The organism is Empedobacter sp. UBA1574 (genome assembly GCF_002322895.1).
Classification (GTDB): Bacteria; Bacteroidota; Bacteroidia; order Flavobacteriales; family Weeksellaceae; genus Empedobacter; species Empedobacter falsenii_B.
In genome coordinates, this window is the sequence record NZ_DCOI01000007.1 from 1 (window position 1) to 25748 (window position 25748).

Genomic DNA, 25748 nt, shown 5'->3' on the forward strand with positions numbered 1-25748 from the left:
CCTAAGTTAATAAACTATATTTTTAAACGTACCGTTTTTTAGGGAAGATTACACATGTGGAAAACAAAATCAATATCTTGATATAAGATTTGAAAATGAAAGATTAGCAATTTTAGTAGAAACTAAGAACAAATTCAGTAAATGGGATAAGATAAAAATTCAACAGCAATTACAAAATTATGTTCGTTATGAGAAAGTTTATTCAGATAAAAAAATTGTTGCAATATTAGCAGAAACAGAAGGTGATAATATTTGGGTATGGTATGGTCAATCTGTAATAATTGATGATGAACATATTATAAAAGAAGAAACAAAACTAAAAACATTTGAAGAGTATGAAGAAATATGCTTTGGTAAAGTAAATGATAAGATTAAAGTTATAGATTCCATAAAAACTCTTAATGAAAAGTTACATTCTAATGGTGTAAATGAAAAATTAAGAAGTCAATTTGTAGGAACTTGCCTTTTAGCTTTAAAAAATGGATTAGTTTATGAAAATATTAAAGAAACAATCAACCCTAAAACAGGTAAACCTTTAAAGGAAGAGGCTGTTATAATAAATAGTATAAAAGATATTTTAGAAGGTTTACTAACGAAAAATGGAAGTATTAATAAAGCAAGTAAACTAGCTATCTTAAATAACAAAGTTTTAGACGATCAAGATGTACAAAGTCTCACTTATAAAGAATTACTAGATATTCTAAAATTTATTGATATTAATATTATTCCTTTCATTAATGATAAAAATACCGCTGGTCAGGACTTATTAAATTTATTTTTTACAACATTTAATAAGTATGTAGGTAAATCTGATAAAAATCAAGCTTTTACTCCTGACCATATTTGTAGTTTTATGAGTAAAGTAGTTGGTGTCAATAAACATTCAAGAGTTTTAGATCCATGTTGCGGAAGTGGAGCTTTTCTTGTTAGAGCTATGACAGACGCAATGGATGACTGCGATACAGAAGATGAACGTGAAAAAGTAAAGCAAGAACAAATTTTTGGTATCGAATATGAAGCTGGAGCATTTGGTTTATCTTCTACAAATATGCTTATACATGGTGATGGGAATTCAAATGTTGTTCAAGATTCACTATTTAATAGAGGAAAGTGGATTGAAGATAACAATATAAATGTCGTACTTATGAACCCTCCCTATAATGCTACAAAAAAGTTTTGTAATCCAGATTATACTGAAGTTTGGGATAATAATAAAAAAGAAGATCCATCAAAAGGATTTCATTTCGTTGAATGGGTAGCTAAAAAAGCTTCTCCTTTATGTAAAATGGCTGTTCTACTTCCTATGCAAGCAGCTATAGGAAGTAGTAAGGAAGTAAAAGAGTTCAAGAAAAAAATGTTAGATAACTATACATTAGATGCTGTTTTTTCACTTCCTGTTGAAATATTCTATCCTGGAGCGGCAGCTGTAGCTGTATGTATGGTATTTGATTTATCTCAAAAACATGACAAATCAAATAAAGAAACATTTTTTGGTTATTATAGAGATGACAACTTTACAAAAAGAAAGGGACTCGGTAGGATAGAAATGACAGATGAAAATGGAAATAGTCTTTGGGCAAAAACTGAAAAATTATGGCTTGACCTATATAAAAACAAAAAGAAAGTACCTGGTTTATCTGTTATGAAAAAAGTTAATTGGAGTGATGAATGGTTGGCTGAAGCATATATGGAAACAGATTATACAAAATTGGAAACAAAAGATTTTCAAAATGTAATCAACTCATACCTGGCACACTTAGTAAAAGAAGGATATATTTATGAAAATTAATACTGATAACTGGAAATTATTTGAATTTCCAGAAATTTTCAAAATTGAAAAAGGATTCTATAACAAAAAACCTGAGTCATCAGGTGAGGGAACAATCCCATTTTTAGGAGCTACCGATAGCAACAATGGAGTTACAGGGTATTATACAATAGACGAGATAGAATCGGCATCCAAAACAGGAAAAGAACCTAACGAGTCAATAGAAAGAAAGATTTTCCGTGGCAAAGCTATATGTGTGACAAATAATGGATCCGTTGGTTATGCTTACTATCAAGAAAATCAATTTACTTGTAGTCATGATGTTAATCCTTTATACAGAATTGATGGAGAATTCAATATGTATACAGGTTTATTTGTTGCTTCAATAATTATGAAAGATCGATACAAATGGGGGTATGGTAGAAAATGGAGACCAGACAGAATGAAAAATTCTAAAATTTTTCTACCTGCTACGAAAAACGGCAAACCTGATTGGATATTGATGGAAAACTTTACTAAAAATCTTAATTGTAAACCTATTAGTACTAAAATTACAGTTAACAATGAAGATAAGTTACATAATTTACATTGGGAAGAGTTTTTATTACATAAACTTTTTAATATTTCAATGGGTAATGGTATTGACTCAAACAAAACTACAGATTTTGACCCAAAATATAACTATGTATCTCGTGACAGCAATGGAAATGGAGTTGTTGGAGTTGTAGATGAGATACCTGGGCAAATTGCATTTCCAGCTGGTTCAATGTCTGTATCTTTAGGAGGAAGTTTTTTAGGCTCTTGTTTTATTCAAAATGAACCTTTTTATACTGCTCAAAATGTAGCAATATTACAAGAAAAAGAACCATTATCAATTCACACTAAATTATTTATTTCTACATTAATCCGAAATGAATGTAAGATAAAATACTTAGCTTTTGGTAGAGAATTAAACTCGCATATTAGGAAAGATTTTACGGTTAAACTTCCTATTAAAAAAAACGGAAATGAAGCTTGTATAGATAAGAAAAAAATATACTCTGAGAAAGGTTTTGTACCTAACTGGGAACTAATGGAAGATATAATAAAATCTTTACCTTTTGGAGATAGAATATAATATAAAAAATTAACAATAATTTGACCAGATAAAAGAGTTAAATATTAGTTGGAAATTAATAAATCAAACAACTCTCAAAATATATTTAACATAATTTGGTTATAGTGGGCTTGTCCCCGATAGCCCGTAGGCGACTATAACAACAAGTTATGTTAATATAGATTTTGTCCGCTGTTTATATTTAAGTTTCAAGATGGCTTTCAAGCTCAGGAGATGTAAAAGAGATATCTGTTGAATTTGCAGTTATTGTACTTTTTGTAACATTGTAAATCTTGTAAGCTTATTATTTTATATATGTATTTTGATTTTTAATTAATTATATTTTACATTACCTTTTTTAATCCTCCTGTGCTTACATATAAATAGAAGATATATTGATTAACTATTACATAGATTACAGAGTTACAAAGTGTACAATTTTTACAAATACAAAAAACCTCAGCTAATTTTTAGCTGAGGTTTATATTTATTAAAACTGATTAATCCTAATATTATCTACAATTACATTTATAAGGCATAATATATTTATGGAAAGCTTCTCCTGCTGAGCTAAGGTAATTATATTGGAATGAACTCCAATCATAACTAGAAACTCCACAAAAAAGATATGGTGCTCCTTTTGAATCATAATCATTTTGTTTAATAAATCCCACTACAAAATTCTTTCCATCGTAAGTATATCTTTCAACCTTTACAAGCATTGACGAAGAGTACACCGCCAAATTAATAGAGTTTGCTTTATAGCCTTTATCTAAGATAAATTCATAAACATCTTGACAAGATGTGGTTTGTGCTTTTACCAATGGAGTAAAAACAAATAAGATTAGTAAAATAATATTCTTCATTCGTTTAAATTATAAATATTTATATAAGAACCTAATTTTATCAAAACAATATCTATTCAATATAATTTAATGTAGGTTTTTTACGATTTTTTATTATTTTTTCTCCATCTTCTTTACTTAAAATTTCAAAATTAAATCCACCCATAAATTTAGGTGTAACCTTCACATAATAAATTTTTCCCGCTTTGACATTTACTCTAAGAATATCTTCTCCTACTCCTGAGCCTAATGTTGCACCTGCATGTGCAAATTGAGTATTTCCGATAGTATGCATTCCTTCCTTGATATCCCAAGAAAGATAGCTTCCATTTGTAGCATTGCCTATAAGAATATCATCACAAAAGATTGCAACTTTTACTGCTGAACCAGCAAATGAAGGTTTTACTAAATAAATTCTTCCTTCATTATTTGCTAACTCTTTCCCATGTGTAAATTCTACATATTGTTTTGTAGAACTACAACTAACTGTAAATAATATTACAGAAAATAGAATAAAAATTTTTTGCATTTATAATTTGAATATCTAATGAGCCTAAATAGATAATTTAGATTAGAAAAGAAAGCGTAGGCTCGGAACTCTTATCTATCTATAGGGGCTCTGGTAAGCCTTGAGGCATAGATAAGCGAAACCCACGCCCTTTATTTATAAAGGACATGAGAATCAACTTAACCTTACTCCTCATTTTGAATTTACCAGATTCCTATAGGTAAGATTTTCGTTAACGCTTCACGTTAGTTTTACGATATGTTATTGAGACAAATATAAAACAAAAATTGCTTTGTTAACCTATGTTGTTGTTTTTTGATTTGTAAAAAATAAGGAGGTAAAAAAACCTCCTTATTTTCTAATTAAGTTTTGAGTACACCTTACCCGACTTTTTCAACAAACGCTTTACAAGCAGGTTTTTTAATGTATTATCTACGGTCTTAGCACAAACCGAAAGTTTCTCAACGACAATTTTTACCGCTTCTCCTCTTCTAAAATTTTGAGGTAGCAATTCTAAAATTTCAGACTCAGAAGCCTTCAAATCAATTGATTTGTCATATAAACTAGCCGTATCTAAAGAATTTTTTAGTAAGTAAGGCAGAATAACTTTTATAAAATCAATAGCTCTGTCAGAACATTCAAATCTATCCATTTCATCAGAAAATTCTTCGATTTTCTCCAAAACAGTATAGATCATCATCAAACGAAACATCATTATTGCTTGTCGCAACACAATATCTACTAGATTTTCATCAATGTCTTGTACAGCGTTAAAATAACCTTCAAAGAAATTATTAAAATCTGCAAGTTGCTCCTCGTTTAAATAAAATTCACGCTCTAAAGAATTAACAACCTCATATACGTTGAATATATACTCGTTGAGATTATTAATTTCTTGTCTACGATTACCTACGTAAGATCCATCGTTCCATTTTGATCTTTCTGAATAGGTGTAGAACATAATCCTGCTGAACAACCCATTTTCTCTTGATTGTATCAATGGTTTTAGTTGTTCTCCAGTTCCTGAAATAGCCACCGTTAATCTCGGAGTATCACATATAATTTCTGGATAAGATTTACGAGAAATACTAATGCGTTCGTGTTGGAATGCTTTACGTAATATCTCTGAGTAGTTTCCCCACTCCCTCTTTAATACAAAAGATAAAGTATCAGCTTCGTTATCATGAATATAACTCCCATCCGAGAACGAATTTGATAAACTTTCTTGTAATTTTGAACTACTGTTATTCGCTGGAATAAAGAAGTTAGAATTTCTTGTTAGAATTTCTTCTTTTACTTTTTGAATAATTTTCTCTCCAATCGATAACTTAGATTTACCTGTAGCTGCTTGCCCAATAACAAATAAGTAGAGATTTGGAAAGAACAACTCATCTCTATAATAGCCAAATACTTTTGGGAAAATTGCACTAAGATGTGTTAAACTTGAGAGGAGAACGATATCCTTCTCTCGCCCTGTAAAGGTTTCTAATAAAGGTTTTAACACATCAGGAGCCAAGTCAAACACCTCCTGTGGAAATTTTCCATCATCAGGTATTTCAAATGTAACCTCCTCTGTTGTTATTTCCTCCTTTTCTTGTGAAACTTCTAATTCACTTTTTAAAAGCTCAGTTACTTCTTGAACATTACCAGTTTCATCCTTCTCTGTTAAATGTTTTTCTTCTGTTGTAGTTTCTACTACCTTGGTTTGTAAAGTTTGCTCTTCCTTAGTATTAACTTCTTCACTAAAACTGTAGTCATAGCTACTTAATCCTGTTTGAGCCCAACTTCCTAGGGGCGTTTTAATATGATTTAATCTCATAATTTATAATGATTCAGGTTTTTAGTTTAATTTTTTGTTTTCCTGAATTCTTTGACAAATCTAGAGATGATCCAAACAGAACTTTGAAACTAAACTTTTGCTATTTTTTTACTGATTTAGTTTCTCTCTTCTTTTAATAGCTGAACGAATTGATTTCTCACTATCACTATCTATATATTCATCAATATCTTTTCCTTCCTCCAACTTTGTAAATGCTACATCTTTTGCAATAACAGGTATTTGAAAAAGGTGTGAAAAAATACCAATAAATTTGGCTTTTAAATCAATATCTCCTAATCTCTTGTTTAATAAAACATATAATTCTTCTTTAACATCTGTACCATATTTAACAAATCCTTTTTTATCTAAAACTACTGTATCAAAAAACTCATCAATTCCAGATTCTAAAAAATTTATTAACATAGTAATAACGAAAGCATTTTTGATAGATTTTGATTTTCCATAGATTGGATTAAACTTTATTGAATCAAATAAGTCAATAGGAATATGACCTTCTTGTTTGGTCAAGTCCTCTTTTAATGTAATAAAGAATTTTTTTAAGTCTAAAAGCTCTCCATCTATAGAATTAAACTCATCATATGTTGCTTTATGCTCTTTTCTATTTAACCCCTCTATAAATTGATAATTAAAATAAACTCCTAAACTTCTGTAAAATTCTATATCTTCTGAAAGATTATACTCTTTTAACAACAAAGCTAAAAGATTATCGATAATAGCAGGTATTTTGTAAGAAGTGTAGCCCCATTGTATTAGTAGTGTTGACTCTAAAACATCTTTATTAAATACTTTTTGTATAAAATCGTCATTTCCATTTTTTTTATAATTAATTTCTTTTCCACATTTACAATGATCGATAATATAAAGATTGAATACTTCCATTTTTATGTATTTTTTGTAACTTTTGTATTATTGTAAAAATAGTAGTTTAAATATTATTATTGAAAGGCTCAGGATTGTTTTACTATATAAAACCTCTTCTTTATCTCCTGAGCCTGTAATCTACCATAGTAGCTTCTTACAAAAATTACAAGTTTACAAGTTTCCCAATATTCTAATCATTCGTTGTAACATTTCTTCTAAATTTTGAATAATAAGATTAATAAAAGACTCTTTATTATGTTCTACTTGTGCGGTTTCTAAAGCAGAATAGTATTTTAATCGACTGTCAATATCGCCTTTTAAAATTGCAATTGGAAAACCATTTTGTAATAAGATTAAATTCGTTAATAAGCGGGCGGTTCTTCCGTTTCCGTCTATGAATGGGTGTATAGTTACTAAACGTTCGTGCATTTCGGCACTTAATACAACAGGGTGTAATTTGTCTTTATTGTCATTGTACCATAAAAACAAACTTTCTATTTCCTTTTGAACTAAATATGGTTGAGGTGGAACGTGCTTTGCTCCCGAAATCAATACTTGTAAATTTCTATATTTTCCTGCCTGTTCGTTGTTGATTCCTTGTAGAATTAAATAATGAATTTGTAATAAATCTCTTTCCGTAATTGTTTCATTTTGCTTTGCAAGGTCTTTGATATATTCAATTGCATTTTGATGGTTAACTGCTTCTAAATGCTCATTCAAAGACTTTCCACCTATCGTTAAACCTTTTTCAATTACAAGAGCTGTTTCTTGTAGTGTCAAAGAGTTTCCCTCTATCCTATTACTTTCATACGTATATTCAATATCAAGAGCCTTCGTAACCTTATCGCTTTGTAAGTTCCTAAGCTTGTTAAGATGTTGTTTTAATTCATCTAAATGTTCAAATCTATTTTTCATAATTTTATTTTCTTTTTGGTTCAAGTTTCGACCTCAACAAATCTGCTTTCTGCTTATCGTTCATCTTTATATATGTTTGTAGGGTTTTAGTTTGCTTGTGTCCTGTACCAAGTTTCAACGTATCTAAATCAACCCCTTTTCCATAATTAAGCGTTACAAAGGTTCTTCTTGCTGTATGGCTACTTATCATCTGCCATCTCACTTTTTTATTGTCACCGTTGTACTGCTTATTGAGTGTTTCGCATAGTTTAGCAACTTCTTTGATGTACTCATTGAACTTGACATTAGATATCTTCGGAAGTTTATAACTATACTTTACAAGAATTGTTTTTACAACTTTCAGCAATGGAAGAGTTAATTGCTCATTTGTTTTCTGCTGTCGTATAGCTATGTACTCATCGTCAATAATGTTTGATTGATTTATTTTGTTGAGGTCTGAAAATCGTTGACCTGTATAGCATGCAACTAAAAACAAATCTCTTACCTGTTCCAATCTTTTGTTATTAGATAAGTTTAATCTTTCCATTTCATCTATTTCATTTTCACTCAAAGCAATGTTATCTACTTCAATATCCTTTGTTAAAAATCTACTATTATGCAAAAATGGATTAACCTTGATACCTAAATTCTCAATAAAATATAAAACTGTTCTCAAAAATTTCATTTTACGATAAACAGTAGTCGGAGCATACTTCTTTGTCTCGATTAAATACTCTACATATTCATTTCTAAACTTCAAATCAATCATCTCAGTATTATAAATACGCTTCTTATCCTTCTGAAAAACTTTGAAGTTTTCTTTGGCTTGTTTATACTTTTGAACTGTGGTATGAGCTGTTGTAGATTTTATAGTCTCAATGTAGTCATCAAAATAATCTAAAATTGTTTTCTTATCGACTTTCTTAAACATTGGATTATTCTGAAAATATTCCTGTTCAATCAAATTCTTTAACTCTTCCGAATTTGGTTTTCTTTTGAAAGTATCTGTAAAACTGTTAAACATCTTATAAGCCACTTTTTCAATTTCAACCAATTCTTTGTTTATATGTTGATGATTCTTTTCTGAAATGGTTTCCTTGACCTTTAACCTGTCTTTATTCCAAAACTTCGGATTAACCTTCTGCTTAGTTGAGATTTTCATCTGTAGACCATCCCAACGCATGACCAAATAAATAATCGTTTCTGAGCTACTCTTTGGCTCTTTCAATACAAATGTTGTCTTTATCATATATCATTTTTTTAAAATTCCTTTCTATGAGAGGGATTCAAGCTGATATACGAGGGGATGAATTAGGGGATGAAATAGCGTTTTTTCACCGATTTTTATATAATTCCAAAAAGTATGGACACAAAAAAACCCTCTATTTTAGAGGGTTTAATAACTTTTAGTGTTTATAAAAGTTGTTTGTGTGGAGCTGGCGGGATTCGAACCCGCGTCCAAACAAGCAACAAATAAGCTTTCTACATGCTTAGTTTATTATTAATTTTCGACGAAATCCTGAGAATAAACACTCTGTCATCCGCTTATCATCTAAAATCTCAAAACCTATCCGATGCACTAAGGTTTCTATTCTTACTTTCCCGTGTCCCTGTATCAAACGCCGTAAGTCAAGGCTTTTGAGGGACATTCAGCTTCTATACCTAGTATAGACGTGGCGTATTCTTACTAAAATTCAGAATTATGCAGCTAAAGCGTACTCTTCGTTGCCAGTTAAAAAGTTGAAGTGCCTGATTAAAGTGAGTACACAACCTATCACTGCATGCTTACTTACCCATTGGCCCTGCTGTCAAAACCAGTCAGCCCCATAAAGTAAATTGTCAATAAATAATTGACGGATGCCAAATATACAAATTTTATACCAAATAGAATTAACTTTTTCTAAACATAATTATTGAACAAATTTGAATAAATTAGAAAAAATTCAATTCACAAAAATTTTAATAAAATGGGAAACTTAGTTAATGTACCTACATTCAAAGATCATTATGACAATTACATCAATGGTCAATTTACGCCACCTACAAACGGAAAATACTTTGATGTTGTAACACCACTTACTGGAAAAGTTTTTACAAAAGCTGCGCATTCTTCAGAAGAAGATTTAGCAAAAGCGGTAGATGCTGCTCACGAAGCTTTCAAAAGTTGGAGTCAAACTTCGCCAACACAACGAAGCATTATTTTGAATAAAATTGCAGATAGAATCGAAGAAAATCTACAAAATGTTGCGGCTGTAGAAACCTACGATAACGGAAAACCAGTTCGTGAAACATTGAATGCTGATATTCCTTTAGCAATCGATCATTTCAGATATTTTGCTTCGGTAATTCGTGCTGAGGAAGGTTCTATCAACGAATTAGATAAAGATACAGTTTCAATTATTATCCACGAGCCAATTGGTGTTGTTGCGCAAATTATTCCTTGGAACTTCCCAATTTTGATGGCGGTTTGGAAATTAGCTCCAGCTTTGGCTGCTGGAAACTGTGTGGTTTTAAAACCTGCTGAATCTACTCCTATCTCGATTTTATATTTATTCGAATTAATTGGAGATTTATTACCTCCAGGAGTTGTTAACATTGTAAATGGTTTTGGTGGAGAATTAGGTCGCGCATTGGTGACAAATCCTAAAGTATCGAAAGCTGCGTTTACAGGATCTACAGCTACAGGACGTTTCGTGATGCAATATGCAACAGAAAATATTATTCCAGTTACGTTAGAATTAGGTGGAAAATCGCCAAACGTATTCTTCGAATCTGTAATGGATCATGATGATGATTTCTTAGACAAAGCGATTGAAGGAGCTGTATTATTTGCTTTAAATCAAGGTGAAATTTGTACGTGTCCTTCGCGATTATTGATTCAAGAATCTATTTATGATAAGTTTATTGCGCGAGTTGTAGAACGTGTAAATATGATTAAAGCAGGAAATCCTCTTGATCCTGAAACAATGATTGGTGCGCAAGCTTCTCAAATTCAGTATGACAAAATTTTAAGTTATATTAAATTAGGAAAAGAAGAAGGTGCAGAAGTTTTAACTGGTGGTGACGCTAATCATTTACAAGGTGAATGCGAAACAGGTTATTACATCAAACCAACTTTATTTAAAGGAAATAACAAGATGCGTATCTTCCAAGAAGAGATTTTTGGACCTGTGTTAGCTGTGACAACTTTCAAAGATGAAGCAGAAGCTATTGAGCTTGCTAATGACACTATTTATGGCTTAGGAGCTGGTGTTTGGACGCGTGATGCACATCAATTGTACCAAGTTCCACGTGCTATTCAGGCTGGTCGTGTTTGGGTTAATCAATATCATAGTTATCCTGCTGGAGCGCCTTTCGGAGGTTATAAACAATCTGGTATCGGACGTGAAAACCACAAAATGATGTTAGATCATTATCGTCAAACTAAAAACATGTTAGTTTCTTACAGCAAAAAGAAATTAGGTTTCTTCTAAATCAATAATTAATTAAAAATCTCAAAAAATGAAACGTGTTGATGCAACAGAAAAAGCGATTAATTTATTGAATGAATTAAAAGCAAAACATGGCGATTTAATGCTTTATCAAGCAGGAGGTTGCTGTGAAGGAACGCAACCGCAATGTTTCAGAAAAGGAGAATTTTATCTTCGATACAAAGATGTTTGCATTGGAGAAATTGATGGAGTTGAATTTTGGATTGACAAAGATTTGTTCGAATATTGGAAACATGCTCATTTCGAATTAGATGTTATTGATGCGATTGGCGCAGGAGGTTTTTCGTTAGAAGTTCCGCTTGGCAAAACATTTAAAGTCAATTATCGAATATTCTCTCAAGAAGAACTTAATCAATTAGACGAAGTCAAAATCAATTTATAACAGAAAAGCCATTTGCATTGCAAATGGCTTTTTTATTTATGATAGAAATAATTTTATCCTAAAACTTCAATCGCTTTGTTGATACGTGCAATCGTTTCCTCTTTTCCTAAAGTTGCCATAATTACAGGAACATCTGGTCCTTGTAAAGCACCAACTAAACTAAGACGTAAAGGCATTCCGATTTTTCCAAATCCAATTTCTTGCGTTGTAACAAATTCTGCCATTGCATCGTGTAAAACTTCTGAAGTAAATTCTGATGAATTTAAAACTTCAACAAATTTTCCTAAAATCTCTTTAGAATCATCTTTCCAAGCTTTTTTAGCTGCTTTTTCATCGTAAGTAGAAGGAGCTATATAAAAGAATTGACCTTGTTCGTAAATATCTTTTACAAAGTTTGCTCTTTCTTTTAACAATTCAACCACTTTTGCATCTAAAGCTGGATTCGCTTCGATTCCATTTTCTTTTAAAACTTCTTCGAAAGATGGTAATAATTCTTCAACAGATTTTTGTTGTAAATATTGATGATTGAACCAAGTTGCTTTTTCCGGAGAAAAACGTGCACCCGATTTTGAAACTTTTTCTAATGAAAATAATTGAATCAATTCTTCCATTGTAAAAATCTCTTGATCAGTTCCAGAATTCCATCCCAATAAAGCTAACATATTCAATACTGCATCTGGGAAATAACCTTCTTGTTTGTATCCTTTTGCAATTCCTTCTTCTGTTTTCCATTCCATTGGGAAAACTGGAAATCCGTGTTTGTCTCCATCACGTTTACTTAATTTTCCTTTTCCTTCTGGTTTTAAGATTAATGGTAAATGTGCGAAACGAGGTGCTTCCCAACCAAATGCATCATACAATAATTCGTGCAAAGCCATTGATGGTAACCATTCTTCTCCACGAATTACGTGAGAAATTCCCATCAAATGATCGTCCACAATATTTGCTAAGTGATACGTTGGCATTCCATCAGATTTAAACAAAACTTTATCATCTAAAGTTGATGCATCAATCGTTATTTTTCCACGAATCATATCATCCAATAAAACTGTACGAGAATCATCAATTTTGAAACGAATTACATAAGGAGTTCCATTCCCAATTAAAGCTTTTGTTTCATCTTCCGTCAACGATAAAGAGTTTTTTAACTTTCCTCTTGTCGACCAGTTATAAATAAATGTTTCTTTATTTTCTTCTGCTTTTACACGCGCAGCATCTAATTCTTCTGCTGTATCAAACGCATAATATGCATTTCCAGAAGCTAATAATTCGTCTACATATTGTTTGTAGATTTCTTTACGCTCTGATTGACGGTAAGAACCTAAATCTCCACCAAAACCAACACCTTCATCAGGAGTTAAGCCTAACCATTTCAACGAATCGATAATATATTGTTCAGCACCTTCCACATAACGTGTTTGGTCTGTATCCTCTATTCTTAATAAGAATTTTCCGTTATTATGTTTTGCGAAAAGATAATTGTATAACGCAGTACGGACTCCTCCGATGTGTAACGCACCTGTTGGACTTGGCGCAAATCTTACACGAACTTCTTTTGCCATTGTATCAAAATTTTTGCAAATTTAAGTCGTTCAATTCTATAATAGATATTTATTTTAAATAATATTCTATTTTTTATCTTCGTAAAACGAAAATTCAACAAAATAAAACCACATAAAAATGAAATTATATACAATAGAAACAGGAAATTTTAAATTAGATGGCGGTGCCATGTTCGGAATTGTACCAAAATCGATTTGGAATAAAACCAATCCTGCTGATGATAGAAATTTAATCGACCTTGCGATGAGATGTCTATTAATCGAAGATGGTAAACGATTAATATTGATTGATACAGGAATCGGAACTAAACAAGATGCAAAATTCTTTGGTTTTTATTATTTATGGGGCGATGCTACTTTAGATAACTCTTTAGCCAAACATGGTTTTCATCGCGATGATATTACAGATATTTTCTTGACGCATTTGCATTTTGATCATTGTGGTGGCGCAATTCAATACAACAAAGAGAAAGATTATTTAGAAGCTTCATTCAAAAACGCAAAATTTTGGTCGAATGCGAATCATTGGGATTGGGCAGTAAATCCAAATCCACGTGAAAAAGCGTCTTTCCTGAAAGAAAATATTTTACCTCTACAAGAAAGTGGACAACTTAATTTGATTGATTTGCCTCAAAATGGATCAATTTTAGAAAATTCTCCACTTGGTTTTGGTATTTTATTTGTGGATGGACATACCGAAAAGCAAATGTTACCAATCATTACATATAAAAGCAAAAAAATAGTTTATATCGCAGATTTAATCCCAACTGTAGGGCATATTCCATTAATTTATGTAATTGGGTTTGATACACGACCTTTAATAACAGTTGAAGAAAAAGGAACGTTTTTACAAAAAGCAGTCGAAAATGAATATATTTTGTTTTTTGAACATGACCATGTCAACGAATTAGCTACGTTAAAATTAACAGAAAAAGGGGTTAGATTAGATCAAACCTATTCATTTTCAGAAGTTTTTGATTCAATTTAAAATCAATTTCATAACCGAAATGATTTCACAAATTCAGAAAAATATTTTCATACCTTTGTGTTGTCATTTAAAAAAATTATAGAAGCATGGGATGTGGATCTTGTGGAACTTCTAATGGCCTTCCGAAAGGATGTAACAATAATGGTGCTTGTGGCACTGATGGTTGTGGAAAATTATCAGTTTTTGATTGGTTATCGAATATGCAACTTCCAAATGGACAAGAAAAGTTCAATTTTGTGGAAGTTCGTTTCAAAAACGATCGAAAGTTTTATTATAAAAACGAAAACAACATATCTCTAAATATTGGCGATGTAATCGCTGTTGAAGGAACACCTGGTCATGATATTGGGGTTGTTACACTTACGGGTGAGCTTGTTAGAATCCAGATGAAAAAAAAGAATCTTTCGTGGACTGCGGAAGATGTCAAGAAGGTTTATCGCAAAGCGAACCAAAAAGATATAGAAACTTGGGTAGAGTTTCGTGATAGAGAAAAACAAACAATGGTTGATTCTCGAATTATGGCGAAAAACCTTAATTTGGAAATGAAAATTTGTGATGTTGAGTACCAAGGAGATGGAGCGAAAGTTACATTTTATTATACAGCAGAAGGACGTGTAGATTTCAGACAACTAATCAAAGAATACGCTGGGAAATTTGGCGTAAGAATTGAAATGAAACAAATCGGATATCGTCAAGAAGCAGCAAAAGTTGGTGGAATTGGATCTTGTGGACGCGAATTATGTTGTTCTACTTGGTTAACAGATTTCCGCTCTGTGAGCACTGCTGCAGCACGTTATCAACAATTGTCAATTAACTCGCAAAAGTTAGCTGGACAATGTGGTAAATTAAAATGTTGTTTAAATTTTGAATTGGATTCATATTTAGATGCATTAAATAGTTTTCCATCAATGGAAAGCCGTTTCGAGACTGAAAAAGGTTGGGCACATTGTGTTAAAATCGACGTTTTCAAGAAAGAAATGTGGTTTGCTTATGACAAAGGCGGAATTGTTTGGTACAAATTTTCGGTAGACGATATTCAAGAGTTTTTAGCAATCACTGCAAAAGGTCAAAAAACTGAACCTTTAGAGGATTTAGCTAAAAATGTAGAAGAATCGAAACCAGATTTTACAGATGTAATTGGTGAAGATTCTTTAGAACGTTTTGAACGTAAAGAAAAACAGAACAAAAAACGTAAAAGAATTAAGAATAATCAAAATTCTGGAAACGAAAAAGTTGCGGCGAATGCTAATAATCTGAAACCTCAGAAGGCAAAACAAAAACAGCCTAACGAGACGAAAGATAAAGCAAATCGTCCTGAAAATAAACAAGGAAAGAATCCAAATCAGTCTAAAAAGAATAATCAAAATAGACCGAACAAAAATTCGAATCCTAATCAGAATCAGCAACAACAAAATCAGCCAAAAGAGAAGCAACAGCCAACTCAAGCGAAAGAGCAACAAGCTCAACCAAATACTGATCAGCAAAAGCCGCAAGGAAATAATCGCAATCGCAATCAACAAAAGCGAAAACCGAATAATCCGAGCAATAATAGCCAACAAAATAATCAAACAAATCAGGCTAATCAGTCAACTCAACAACCAAAAAAACAACCTCAGCAAAATAATCAAAATGCTGAGCAAAAACCGAAAACTAAGGACGAGAATCAAGCAAATAATTCTCAACCGAATCCAAATAAATCGAAGAATCGAAATAAAAAAAGATTTAATCGTGGGCCAAAACCAGATGATACGCAACAGTAGTTTGCTTTTTATTTTAGTCTTTTTATTGTTTAGTTGCGAGGCTAAACATTATTATCAAGACACAAAAGATGTGAAAGACGAATGGAAGAATAATCAACCTCAAACCTTTACGTTTGATGTAAAAGATCCTAAACCTTCGGCTGTTAACATTGGATTTGTGTTAAGAAATAATACGTCGTATGAATATAGTAACTTATATTTGTTCACGAAATTCATCGATCCTAAAGGAAATGAAATGATTGATACTTTACAGTATTATATTGCAAATCCCGATGGAAGCTGGATTGGTAAAGGAATGACAACAAAAGAAATGATGTTGGTTTATCGCGAAAATTTACCAATAAAAGACTCTGGTCGCTATCAACTAAAAGTTTGGCAAGGTATGCGAACAAAAAATTTGAAAGGAATCGAAGACATTAGTTTGATTGTTGATAAAGCTGAATAATACAGAATGGAAAACAATAAAAATTCTAAAACAAGCACAACTTCTAAAGCAAAAAAGAAGTTCAATAGCTTTTCATTAGCCAAAAAAATAATCGTTACCATTTGGGTACTGTTTTTTTGTGCCGTATTAGGAATTTTCGGAATCTTTTGGGCTACATCTAACGGATGGTTAGGTGAAATTCCCAATGTACGCGATTTAGAAAATCCTGATATTTATGTTTCATCAGAAATTATTTCTTCTGATGGTGTTTTGTTAGATCGTTTCGAAGCAGAACGCAGAACACCAGTCGATTACAAAGATTTACCTCCACATTTAGTTGACGCATTGTTAGCAAAAGAGGACGTTCGTTTCTTTGATCACTCAGGTGTAGACATAAAAGCAGCAGCTCGTGCAATTACTTCTGGAGGAGAATCTGGAGGTGGTTCTACAATTACACAGCAGTTAGCAAAACAATTGTACACAAAAGATCCTTCTTCTAATAAAGTAAAACGTGTTTTACAGAAATTAAAAGAATGGGTAACTTCTGTTCAGTTAGAAAAATTGTACACAAAAGAAGAAATTATTGCAATGTATTTCAATAAGTTCGACTTTATTTATAATGCAAAAGGAATTGAATCTGCTTCTAAAGTTTATTTCAACAAAACAACGAAAGAATTAAATTTAGATGAAGCTGCAACATTGGTTTCGATGTTTCAAAATCCTGTTGCGTATAATCCTGTAAAATATCCTGAAGTTTCTAAAAAGCAAAGAAATCTTGTCTTAAAGCAAATGATGAAATACAACAAAATTTCTCAAGCTGAAGGAGAAGCCGCGCAAAATGCGCCTTTGGTTACAGATAAACAAGATATTATGAAACATGATGAATCACATTCAGCATATTTCAAATCTGCTTTGAGAAAGGAAATTCAACAATGGATGGTTGATTATGAGAAAGAAACAGGAAAATCTTATAACCTTGAAAAAGATGGTTTAAAAATCTATGTAACGTTAGACTCAAGAATGCAAAATTTAGCTGAAGAAGCGGTTAAAAAACAATTAAAAGTTTTACAAGATCAATTCTTTGGAGAGCAACGTGGACGTAGTTTAGCACCATTTTATAATATTTCTGCTGCAAAAAGAACACAAATCTTTAAGCAAGCAATGGCTCGTACAGATTTATACAAAAAGATGAAAGCCGAAGGAAAATCTGAAGCTGAAATTGAAACTGTTTTCAATACACCTCGCGACTCTGTTCAGTTCTTTACATGGAACGGAATTCAGTACAAAAAAGGGAAAACATTGATGGATTCAATCGAATATCACAAACATATTTTACAAGCTGGTTTGATGTCAATGGATCCAAAAGATGGAACAATCAAAGCTTGGGTTGGAGGAATCGATTGGAATTATTTCAAATTTGACCACGTAAAACAAGCACGTCGTCAAGTAGGTTCTACGTTCAAACCGTTTGTTTATGCAACAGCTATTAACCAATTAGGATTAACACCTTGTCATACCGTTTCTAATGAGAGAATACCAGGAAAATGGTCTCCTCGAAATGCTAACGGTAAATATGGTGGATCTCAAGATTTAAGAACTGCATTAGCTTATTCAACAAATATTGTCGCTGCCCGTTTGATTATGCAAACAGGTGAAGAACCTGTAATTCAAATGGCTCGGGACCTTGGAGTTGAATCTCCTATCGTAAAAGATCCTACAATTGCATTAGGTTCTGCTGACTTATCTTTATATGAAATGGTTGGTGCGATGAGTGCTTTTGCTAATGGTGGTATTTACATTAAACCCCAATTAATCTTAAGAATAGAAGATAAACAAGGAAAAGTTATCAAAGATTATACACCTCAAACACGAGAAGTTGTTAATGAAAACGTAGCGTACACTATGATTGATTTGATGAAAGGTGTTATAGACAGAGGTTCTGGTGCGAGATTAAGAAATCGCTACGGAATGACTGCCGAAATTGCTGGTAAAACAGGTACAACAAACGAAAACTCTGATGGTTGGTTTATGGGATTAACACCAAATTTAGTTACTGGAGTTTGGGTTGGTGCAGAAGACCGATTTGCTCACTTTGCGAGTACAGCCACAGGGCAAGGAGCCAATACAGCTATGCCAATTTGGGCTTATTATATGCAAGGCGTTTACAAAGAAGGAGGTAAATTTGGGGTAACAGTTGGAGATAAATTTGACAAACCTAAAGACATTGAAAAACATTGGGATTGTTCGAATACATACGGATTCCATCAATATGATGAAATGTATGATCCAGGTCCAATTATCGAAGGAAGTGGTAGTGAAAGCGTAGGCGAAAACTATGAAATTCCTGATGAAGAAGGTCAATAATTAAATTGATATAAACAAAATAGCCACTCAAAATTGAGTGGCTATTTTTATTAGTTATAATTCCTCTTTTTCGTCTTCGTTATCAAACTGATTGTTGTACGCTTCACGCTCTTGTGCCAATTTCTTTTCGCGTTGTTTTTTCTTATAGTCTCGAATCGTCATATAGGTTAACAACACAACAAGCGCTGCAACTAAAAAATAATTAACATACGTAAATAAGTTCGTAATTGTATCAGTTACCACCTCATCTGGCGTTACAACAGCGTTTTCTTCCATAGGAAATATTTTTTATTGATAGAATTCTTTCGGATATTCTACCATTCCATTCACATTTTTTAGAGCTTCTTCAATCAACTCAATTGCCATGCAGTTCTCATCTGGAACATCAAAAGGTAACTGAATATCAAAATCAGATGCTTTTCTGTAACCAAATTTAGGATAATAAGTTGGATGACCTAATAAAATAACAGATTCAAAACCTAATTCTTTCGCTTTATTATGAGCAAATGCTATTAAATGACCACCAATTCCATTTCCTTGATAATTAGGTAAAACCGCTACAGGAGCAAGTGCTAAAGAATCGTAAGAAGAATCCGAATGATTAATTTTAATTTTTGTCAATAAAATATAACCAACAATCATCTCATTCATTTCAAATACCAAAGACAATTCAGGTACAAAACCATCAGAATCTCGTAATCGCTCTACTAAAAATTGTTCACGATGATCACTATATTCTTCATTTTCAAATGCCTTTTCAATCAATTTAAAAACTTGTTCATAATCTCTCTTCTCCTCTTTTCTAATATTCATTCCATCATAAATTAATTAACCTTATAAAATTAGAAAAAGGTTTTAACAAAACAAACAACAAATCGTATCTTTGTCGTTTATAGTTTTTAAGCAAATGAGTCAACCAAAAAGATATACAATTACAGCGGCTTTACCTTATGCTAACGGACCATTGCATATTGGTCACATGGCAGGTGTTTACGTTCCTTCTGATATTTATGCACGTTTTTTACGAAGAAAAGGAAAAGATGTAGCATTTATTGGAGGTTCTGATGAACATGGTATTCCAATTACAATTCGTGCCAAAAAAGAAGGCGTTACACCTCAAGACATTGTTGATCGTTACCACGAAAATATCAAAAATACATTGACAAATTTTGGTGTGACATTCGATATTTATTCTCGTACAACATCAGATAAACACAGAGAAGTTGCACAAGATTTCTTCAAAACGTTATATAACAACAACAAGTTTACAGAAGATGTTACGGAACAATTTTATGACGAAGATGCGCACGAATTTTTAGCAGATCGATACATTCGTGGTGAATGTCCGAAATGTGGAAACACAGATGCTTATGGAGACCAATGTGAAAAATGTGGATCAACATTAAGTCCAGAAGAATTGATTAACCCTCGTTCTGCTTTATCTGGAAATACACCAATCAGAAAAGAAACTAAAAACTGGTATTTGCCATTAGATCAGTACCAAGATTTCTTATCAAAATGGATTTTAGAAGGTCACAAAAATGATTGGAAATCGAGTGTTTATGGTCAAGTAAAATCTTGGTTAGACGATGGTTTGAAACCTCGTGCAATGACACGCGATTTGAACTGGGGAATTCCTGTTCCAGTAGAAGGTGCTGAAGGAAAAGTAATGTATGTTTGGTTCGATGCACCGATTGGTTACATTTCTTTCACGCAAGAATGGGCAGAGAAAAACGGTAAAAATTGGAAAGATTATTGGCAAAATGAAGAAACAAAATTGGTTCATTTCATCGGAAAGGACAATATCGTTTTCCACTGTATCATTTTCCCAACTATGATGAAAGCGCATGGCGATTACATTATGCCAGACAATGTTCCTGCAAACGAATTCTTGAATTTAGAAGATGATAAAATATCAACTTCTCGTAATTGGGCAGTTTGGGCACACGAATATTTAGAAGATTTTCCAAATCAACAAGATACATTACGTTATGTGTTAACGGCGAATATGCCTGAAAATAAAGACAATAACTTTACGTGGAAAGATTTCCAAACTAAAAATAATTCTGAATTAGTTGGAATTTTAGGAAACTTTATCAACCGCGTAATGGTTCTTTCTCACAAATATTACGAAGGAATTGTTCCTGCAAAAACAATTGAATTTGAAGAATTAACTGAAATCAAATATTTTGCAAAACGCATTGGTGATCATTTAGAGAAATATGAATTCCGTGCTGCATTGACAGAATATATGAATTTGGCTCGTCTTGGAAATCAATTTTTACAAGCGCAAGAACCTTGGAAAAAAGGTGATGATCCTGAAGCTGTGAAAGGAATTATGTACACTGCAACGCAAATTGCTGCTGCATTAGGACAATTGGGAGAACCATTTATTCCATTCGCTTCTGAGAAAATTTTGGCTATGATGAATGTAGAAAAAATGAGTTGGGACGATTTAGAATCAACTGACGAATTTGTAAAAGCTGGACATCAATTGGGACAGTCTGAATTAATTTTTGCAAAAATTGAGGACGAAGCAATCGAAGCACAAATCAATAAATTAAACGAAAGTAAAGTCAAAAATAATATGACAAATCCAAATGCAGAACCTCAAAAAGAATTGATTTCTTTTGATGATTTCCAAAAAATGGATATCCGTATCGGAACTATTTTAGAAGCGAAAAAAGTTGAAAAAGCAGACAAATTATTCGAACTAAAAGTTGATACAGGAATGGATGTTCGTACAATTGTTTCTGGTATTGCAGAACATTTTACATTAGAAGAAATCATTGGTAAACAAGCAATGGTTTTAGCAAATTTAGCGCCTCGTAAAATTCGTGGAATCGAATCGAACGGAATGTTATTATTCGCTGATAAAGTAGACGGAAAATTAACATTTGTAAATCCTGAAGAAGAAACGCCAAACGGCGTTCAAGTTGGATAGACTTAGATTTTAGATATAAGTATTGAGATATTAGAAAGCCACTTCATCGAAGTGGCTTTTATTTTTATTTTAGTTTAAATTCAGTTGCAATAACATATTGATGATTTAAATCGTTAATTGCCATTACGATATTTAGTTTTTCTTAATTATTTTATTAGATTGTAAAAAAGACTTTATATCATTTAAAACGTCTTTCGGTCTTTCATCTTTTACTCCATGCCATGTTTTTTCATAAACTTTGTGCGTAATATAAGCTTTATGTTCATTGGTTAGTTTTTCATTTTCAGCTTTAAAATCAAACCAATCTTGATCATTTATCGGATCAAAAATTAACATAGGTTTATCTAAATTTCTGTAAATAATTTTAGGATTTAATTGATGTGTTGAAGCTCCAAAAGCTGTTTTTGAAGTAAAAGGAGTATAAATAATTGAAATGTTTTCTTCAGCAGAATTTTCTCCTGTAAGCTCTTCAGCACCTGGATTTATTTCAAATTTGTTTTGATTATTCTTTTTAATTCTTGCATACAAAATGAAAATTTCTTTTTTAAGTTTTTCATCTTGTTTTCCTCTTACTCCCCAATTATTATAAATGTACCAATAAGCGTCAAATTCTGAATCGAAAATCAATGATTTTTTATTTGCATAATACTGATTTGCCTCTTCAATACTCTTGACAATATTAGCCACTTTTTCATTAAAATCCCAAGCAACTGAGCCACCATCTTCTAAAATCAATGCTTGTACAGATTTTGGATATGCATCATAAAATGCAGAACTTATTGTACCTCCTCTCGACCAACCACCAATAATAGCTTGTTTAATACTCTTTTTATCCATCAAGAATTTTATATCATCAACAACATGATAGATACTTACATCTTTTTTAGGAATCTCAGTAAAACCATGTCCATAATAATCTATTGCAATGACATGCAAATTCATTTTGACAAGATTATCAATAATTTCATAAAGTTCATAACTATTACTATAAGTTCCATGAATCCAAATAAGAGTAGGATTTTTAGGATTTCCCCACTCTAAATAATGCATTTTCACATTATCTGTCTGAATATAATGACCATATTGTTTTTCATATTTATCAAAATCAATTCTAAACTCATCATATAATTTTGATTGATTGATAGAATCCTGATTAATTGTTTTATTAGATTGTCCATATAACGAAAAAGTCATTAAAACGGTTACCAAAAACAAAAAATAACACTTATTTAAGTTTCTTTTTTTAGTGGATTTGACTTTCATATAATATTAAGAAAATACTTGATATAATGATCTTCTAAGGATGTTCTGGAAAAGTAAACGAATCTCCTGTATTTGGTTTATTTTTTCGTTGAGTTGGATTATCTTCTTTTGTTATTTGATGCTCATTCAGTTCATGTGCAGCTGTAAAGGAAGTAACCATTGTATTCAGCATTTCCGAGGCGGCAGTTGGTGAATTTGGTAACAAAACTAATTTGCTTCCAGATTTTTCTCCAATTGCTTGCAAGGTATCATAATGTTGCGTCACCACAATTAACGCAGAAGCTTCTTGCGACGTAATTCCTGCTCCATTCAAAACATCTACAGATTCCAATAAACCTTTTGCAATTTCGCGACGCTGATCTGCAATACCTTGTCCTTGCAAACGTTTTGACTCTGCTTCGGCTCTTGCTTTCTCAACAATCAAAATACGAGCTGCATCACCTTCATATTGTGCAGCTAATTTTTCTCGTTCGGCAGCATTAATACGATTCATCGCATGCTTTACTTGCTCATCTGGATCGATATCGGTTACCAATGTTTTGACAATTTCGTAACCATATGAATTCATTGCTTCTTGCAATTCACTTTTTACAGCAACCGCAATATCATCTTTCTTCTCGAAAACATCATCTAAACGAAGTTTTGGAACTTCAGCTCGAACAACGTCAAAAACGAAAGAAGTTATTTGTGTATAAGGATTATCTAATTTGTAAAATGCATCATAAACTTGAGTTTTGATGACTTGATATTGAACAGAAACTTTCAATCGAACAAATACATCATCTTTTGTTTTAGTTTCGACAACAACGTCTAATTGCTGAATTTTTAATGACATTTTTCCTGCAACTCTATCCACAATCGGAATTTTGAATTGTAATCCTGGATTACGAATGCTATTAAATTTTCCGAAACGCTCGATTACAACCGCCGTTTGTTGTTTTACTGTAAAGACGAATAAAAAAAGGAAAATAATTCCAAGAAAAACGATCACGCCTAAATATCCCATAAGTTTTAGTGTTTTGAATTTGTTGGATTAAGATACAAAAAAAATTAGGAATGTTAAGTTATAACATTCCTAATTCGAATTTTGCTTCTTCGCTCATCATATCTCTATCCCAAGGTGGATCGAACGTAATCTCTACGTAACATTTCGTTACATATTCTATCTCTTCTACGCGTTGTTCTACCTCTAATGGTAAACTTTCTGCAACTGGACAGTTTGGAGATGTAAGAGTCATGGTAACTTTTACTTCACCATCTGCATTTACTTGCGCATCATAAACTAATCCTAACTCGTATATATCTACTGGAATCTCTGGATCAAAAACGGTCTTGAATTTTTCAACCAATTTTTCTCCAATCGAATCTAATTGTTCTTCTGTTAATGCCATTGTTTCAATTCTTAATGGTACAAATGTACAAATACTTTATCTTACGTGGAATTTTTCTAAATAACTATTTTTAATGACTTAAAATAAAATAGTTATAATAGAAGAAAATCGCTTCTTTGGAGAACCCAAAAAAGCGATTTACAAACACGAAGAACTTTTTTATAAGAAAAGTTTAATCATTATATAGTTTTAATTATAAACCTACTGTCCATCCTTTTGCCCAAGTTGGTGTATCTACACCATTTCCAGCTCCAGTATTATCTGCTTTTGCATAAGCTTTTGATACATCAACAGCAGTACCTGCAGAAGATTTACCTGTTGCTTCTACTCCAACGTTAATGAATTGAACGTTTTTCAAGAATAAGTCATTCGGAATCCAAGAAATTGTAGCATCATGCTCGATATCGATACCTTTAGCCCAGTTTGCTAAAACAAAATTCTCAAATTTTCCTTTTGTACCAACACGTAATTTCATTGCTTGGTTTTCTCCTTCTCCTACATAATCTTTACCTAAACCGATTAAAGTAGCATATCTAATTGTAGGATTTGCAATTGGAGTTAAAGTATGATTACTTGAATTGTTATCAGCCTCTATACCTCTATTTCCTTTACTACGGCCTTCTTTTCCGTACCAATATTCGTTTGTACCAACCCAACCTTCTGTCCAGTCAAATTGATCATCTTCATTTTCATTTGATACAATATATTTTGTATTAACAGTTCCTCCAAAGAATTCGATTCCATCATCAGAACCTGCATACATTTGTACATATTCTATTTTAGTTCCGTTACCTACACCAAATAAAGAAAGTCCATTAAACTCTTTTTCAGAATTATAAATTGCTCCTGCATATTCGATACGAGTATATGTGATTGTACCAGAATTATCATTTGCAACATCACCACCATATGTTAATTCAGAAACCTCAGCAGTAGCTGTTTTTGCTTTGTTAATTGGTGCTTTACCACATAAAACTACTCCACCCCAAGAACCTGGTGCTTTTTTGTCTGATGTAAATACAACTGGTTTAGCAGAAGTTCCGTTAGAAAATATTTTACCACCTTGTGCTACTGCAATGTAAGAAGATGTACCTCCGTTTGCAACAATTTGTGTACCAGCAGGAATTGTTAATTCAGCACCGTCGTTAACCTGAATTTTCCCTGTTAAATAATATACTTTTGATGGATCTAAAGTAATTTTATCTCCACTTTTTAATTCACCTTTAAAATCAGCAGGATTCGCAACAAACCCAGAAGGATTTGTATTAATATCTCCATTATCATCGTTATTACTACAGCTTGTTAAGGCTAATGTAGAAAATGCTCCTACTAAAAATAGTTTTAAAATTGATTTTTTCATAATTAAA

General features: G+C 32.1%; 22 protein-coding genes and 1 other RNA gene. 9 read left to right on the top strand and 14 right to left on the bottom strand.

Going from position 1 to position 25748, the window contains the following annotated elements; all coding sequences use genetic code 11:
- Positions 1-733: 733 nt before the first annotated feature.
- Both B3578_RS01760 and B3578_RS01765 read left to right on the top strand, forming a co-directional pair.
- Entirely contained in the window at positions 734-1789 is a 1056-nt protein-coding gene (locus B3578_RS01760; RefSeq protein WP_291046772.1) for an HsdM family class I SAM-dependent methyltransferase, read from the top strand.
- The gene (locus B3578_RS01765; protein ID WP_291046709.1) at positions 1779-2885 is read left to right on the top strand and encodes a restriction endonuclease subunit S; all 1107 of its coding nucleotides are present in this window, start codon (positions 1779-1781) and stop codon (positions 2883-2885) included. The genes B3578_RS01760 and B3578_RS01765 overlap by 11 nt, the downstream gene beginning before the upstream one ends.
- Before the next feature lie 491 nt (positions 2886-3376).
- Here the strand turns inward: B3578_RS01765 and B3578_RS01770 are convergent, their stop codons facing one another.
- From B3578_RS01770 to ssrA, 7 genes are all read right to left on the bottom strand, one after another.
- Complete coding sequence (locus B3578_RS01770) at positions 3377-3730, bottom strand: hypothetical protein (protein WP_291046712.1); 354 nt, start codon at positions 3728-3730, stop codon at positions 3377-3379.
- A gap of 52 nt (positions 3731-3782) precedes the next feature.
- On the bottom strand, positions 3783-4238 hold the full coding sequence (locus tag B3578_RS01775) for a DUF2846 domain-containing protein (RefSeq protein WP_291046715.1): 456 nt from the start codon (positions 4236-4238) through the stop codon (positions 3783-3785).
- A 337-nt stretch (positions 4239-4575) separates the two neighbouring features.
- The gene (locus tag B3578_RS01780) at positions 4576-6036 is read right to left on the bottom strand and encodes a DUF3987 domain-containing protein (protein ID WP_291046717.1); all 1461 of its coding nucleotides are present in this window, start codon (positions 6034-6036) and stop codon (positions 4576-4578) included.
- A 108-nt stretch (positions 6037-6144) separates the two neighbouring features.
- Entirely contained in the window at positions 6145-6936 is a 792-nt protein-coding gene (locus B3578_RS01785) for a hypothetical protein (RefSeq protein ID WP_291046719.1), read from the bottom strand.
- A gap of 153 nt (positions 6937-7089) precedes the next feature.
- The gene (locus tag B3578_RS01790; RefSeq protein WP_291046721.1) at positions 7090-7857 is read right to left on the bottom strand and encodes a Fic family protein; all 768 of its coding nucleotides are present in this window, start codon (positions 7855-7857) and stop codon (positions 7090-7092) included.
- Positions 7838-9061 carry a site-specific integrase gene (locus B3578_RS01795; RefSeq protein WP_291046723.1) on the bottom strand — a complete coding sequence of 408 codons (1224 nt, stop codon included), beginning with the start codon at positions 9059-9061 and terminating at the stop codon, positions 7838-7840. Before B3578_RS01795 ends, B3578_RS01790 begins: the two co-directional genes overlap by 20 nt.
- A 179-nt stretch (positions 9062-9240) precedes the next feature.
- Positions 9241-9638: a transfer-messenger RNA gene (gene ssrA / locus B3578_RS01800) on the bottom strand.
- Positions 9639-9779: 141 nt separating this feature from the next.
- Between ssrA and B3578_RS01805 the strand changes: the two genes are divergently transcribed.
- Entirely contained in the window at positions 9780-11285 is a 1506-nt protein-coding gene (locus B3578_RS01805) for an aldehyde dehydrogenase family protein (protein ID WP_221854736.1), read from the top strand.
- Positions 11286-11313: 28 nt separating this feature from the next.
- Positions 11314-11685 carry a DUF779 domain-containing protein gene (locus B3578_RS01810; RefSeq protein ID WP_180905490.1) on the top strand — a complete coding sequence of 124 codons (372 nt, stop codon included), beginning with the start codon at positions 11314-11316 and terminating at the stop codon, positions 11683-11685.
- A gap of 53 nt (positions 11686-11738) precedes the next feature.
- On the opposite strand, the gene gltX is transcribed toward B3578_RS01810, so the two are convergent.
- Positions 11739-13247: a glutamate--tRNA ligase gene (gltX, locus tag B3578_RS01815; protein ID WP_221854737.1), complete on the bottom strand. Its 1509-nt coding sequence runs from the start codon at positions 13245-13247 to the stop codon at positions 11739-11741.
- Between the two features lie 118 nt (positions 13248-13365).
- Between gltX and B3578_RS01820 the strand changes: the two genes are divergently transcribed.
- The 4 genes from B3578_RS01820 (at position 13366) to B3578_RS01835 (ending at position 18783) form a co-directional block, all read left to right on the top strand.
- A complete protein-coding gene (locus tag B3578_RS01820) occupies positions 13366-14235 on the top strand; it encodes an MBL fold metallo-hydrolase (RefSeq protein ID WP_291046730.1) in 870 nt (289 codons plus the stop codon).
- Between the two features lie 86 nt (positions 14236-14321).
- Positions 14322-15995, top strand: a complete 1674-nt coding sequence (locus tag B3578_RS01825; RefSeq protein ID WP_221854738.1) for a PSP1 domain-containing protein — start codon at positions 14322-14324, stop codon at positions 15993-15995.
- The gene (locus tag B3578_RS01830) at positions 15979-16440 is read left to right on the top strand and encodes a gliding motility lipoprotein GldH (protein WP_221854739.1); all 462 of its coding nucleotides are present in this window, start codon (positions 15979-15981) and stop codon (positions 16438-16440) included. The genes B3578_RS01825 and B3578_RS01830 overlap by 17 nt, the downstream gene beginning before the upstream one ends.
- Positions 16441-16446: 6 nt before the next feature.
- Positions 16447-18783 carry a transglycosylase domain-containing protein gene (locus tag B3578_RS01835; protein ID WP_291046733.1) on the top strand — a complete coding sequence of 779 codons (2337 nt, stop codon included), beginning with the start codon at positions 16447-16449 and terminating at the stop codon, positions 18781-18783.
- Between the two features lie 54 nt (positions 18784-18837).
- Here B3578_RS01835 and B3578_RS01840 read toward each other — a convergent pair whose 3' ends face one another.
- Complete coding sequence (locus tag B3578_RS01840; protein WP_291046735.1) at positions 18838-19059, bottom strand: hypothetical protein; 222 nt, start codon at positions 19057-19059, stop codon at positions 18838-18840.
- A 12-nt stretch (positions 19060-19071) separates the two neighbouring features.
- Positions 19072-19596, bottom strand: coding sequence for a GNAT family N-acetyltransferase (locus B3578_RS01845; RefSeq protein ID WP_291046737.1), 525 nt, complete (start codon positions 19594-19596; stop codon positions 19072-19074).
- A 94-nt stretch (positions 19597-19690) separates the two neighbouring features.
- Between B3578_RS01845 and metG the strand changes: the two genes are divergently transcribed.
- On the top strand, positions 19691-21727 hold the full coding sequence (gene metG / locus B3578_RS01850) for a methionine--tRNA ligase (protein WP_286495032.1): 2037 nt from the start codon (positions 19691-19693) through the stop codon (positions 21725-21727).
- A gap of 132 nt (positions 21728-21859) precedes the next feature.
- On the opposite strand, the gene B3578_RS01855 is transcribed toward metG, so the two are convergent.
- From B3578_RS01855 to B3578_RS01870, 4 genes are all read right to left on the bottom strand, one after another.
- Positions 21860-22921 (bottom strand): alpha/beta fold hydrolase, encoded by a 1062-nt coding sequence (locus B3578_RS01855; protein WP_286495033.1) that lies wholly within the window; start codon positions 22919-22921, stop codon positions 21860-21862.
- A 103-nt stretch (positions 22922-23024) separates the two neighbouring features.
- Positions 23025-23996, bottom strand: a complete 972-nt coding sequence (locus tag B3578_RS01860) for an SPFH domain-containing protein (RefSeq protein WP_291046741.1) — start codon at positions 23994-23996, stop codon at positions 23025-23027.
- A 58-nt stretch (positions 23997-24054) separates the two neighbouring features.
- On the bottom strand, positions 24055-24381 hold the full coding sequence (locus tag B3578_RS01865; RefSeq protein ID WP_291046743.1) for an iron-sulfur cluster assembly protein: 327 nt from the start codon (positions 24379-24381) through the stop codon (positions 24055-24057).
- 193 nt (positions 24382-24574) lie between these two features.
- The gene (locus B3578_RS01870; RefSeq protein WP_291046745.1) at positions 24575-25741 is read right to left on the bottom strand and encodes a hypothetical protein; all 1167 of its coding nucleotides are present in this window, start codon (positions 25739-25741) and stop codon (positions 24575-24577) included.
- Positions 25742-25748: the final 7 nt, after the last annotated feature.

Excerpts from the sequence above, each read along its gene's own strand:
- B3578_RS01835 (WP_291046733.1), top strand. The coding sequence starts at position 16,447 with ATGGAAAACAATAAAAATTCTAAAACAAGCACAACTTCTAAAGCAAAA.
- B3578_RS01765 (WP_291046709.1), top strand. The coding sequence starts at position 1,779 with ATGAAAATTAATACTGATAACTGGAAATTATTTGAATTTCCAGAAATT.
- B3578_RS01870 (WP_291046745.1), bottom strand. The coding sequence starts at position 25,741 with ATGAAAAAATCAATTTTAAAACTATTTTTAGTAGGAGCATTTTCTACA.
- B3578_RS01865 (WP_291046743.1), bottom strand. The coding sequence starts at position 24,381 with ATGGCATTAACAGAAGAACAATTAGATTCGATTGGAGAAAAATTGGTT.
- B3578_RS01770 (WP_291046712.1), bottom strand. The coding sequence starts at position 3,730 with ATGAAGAATATTATTTTACTAATCTTATTTGTTTTTACTCCATTGGTA.
- B3578_RS01795 (WP_291046723.1), bottom strand. The coding sequence starts at position 9,061 with ATGATAAAGACAACATTTGTATTGAAAGAGCCAAAGAGTAGCTCAGAA.
- B3578_RS01845 (WP_291046737.1), bottom strand. The coding sequence starts at position 19,596 with ATGAATATTAGAAAAGAGGAGAAGAGAGATTATGAACAAGTTTTTAAA.
- B3578_RS01825 (WP_221854738.1), top strand. The coding sequence starts at position 14,322 with ATGGGATGTGGATCTTGTGGAACTTCTAATGGCCTTCCGAAAGGATGT.
- B3578_RS01830 (WP_221854739.1), top strand. The coding sequence starts at position 15,979 with ATGATACGCAACAGTAGTTTGCTTTTTATTTTAGTCTTTTTATTGTTT.
- B3578_RS01840 (WP_291046735.1), bottom strand. The coding sequence starts at position 19,059 with ATGGAAGAAAACGCTGTTGTAACGCCAGATGAGGTGGTAACTGATACA.
- B3578_RS01820 (WP_291046730.1), top strand. The coding sequence starts at position 13,366 with ATGAAATTATATACAATAGAAACAGGAAATTTTAAATTAGATGGCGGT.
- B3578_RS01775 (WP_291046715.1), bottom strand. The coding sequence starts at position 4,238 with ATGCAAAAAATTTTTATTCTATTTTCTGTAATATTATTTACAGTTAGT.
- gltX (WP_221854737.1), bottom strand. The coding sequence starts at position 13,247 with ATGGCAAAAGAAGTTCGTGTAAGATTTGCGCCAAGTCCAACAGGTGCG.
- B3578_RS01860 (WP_291046741.1), bottom strand. The coding sequence starts at position 23,996 with ATGGGATATTTAGGCGTGATCGTTTTTCTTGGAATTATTTTCCTTTTT.
- B3578_RS01810 (WP_180905490.1), top strand. The coding sequence starts at position 11,314 with ATGAAACGTGTTGATGCAACAGAAAAAGCGATTAATTTATTGAATGAA.
- B3578_RS01805 (WP_221854736.1), top strand. The coding sequence starts at position 9,780 with ATGGGAAACTTAGTTAATGTACCTACATTCAAAGATCATTATGACAAT.
- B3578_RS01785 (WP_291046719.1), bottom strand. The coding sequence starts at position 6,936 with ATGGAAGTATTCAATCTTTATATTATCGATCATTGTAAATGTGGAAAA.
- B3578_RS01780 (WP_291046717.1), bottom strand. The coding sequence starts at position 6,036 with ATGAGATTAAATCATATTAAAACGCCCCTAGGAAGTTGGGCTCAAACA.
- B3578_RS01855 (WP_286495033.1), bottom strand. The coding sequence starts at position 22,921 with ATGACTTTTTCGTTATATGGACAATCTAATAAAACAATTAATCAGGAT.
- metG (WP_286495032.1), top strand. The coding sequence starts at position 19,691 with ATGAGTCAACCAAAAAGATATACAATTACAGCGGCTTTACCTTATGCT.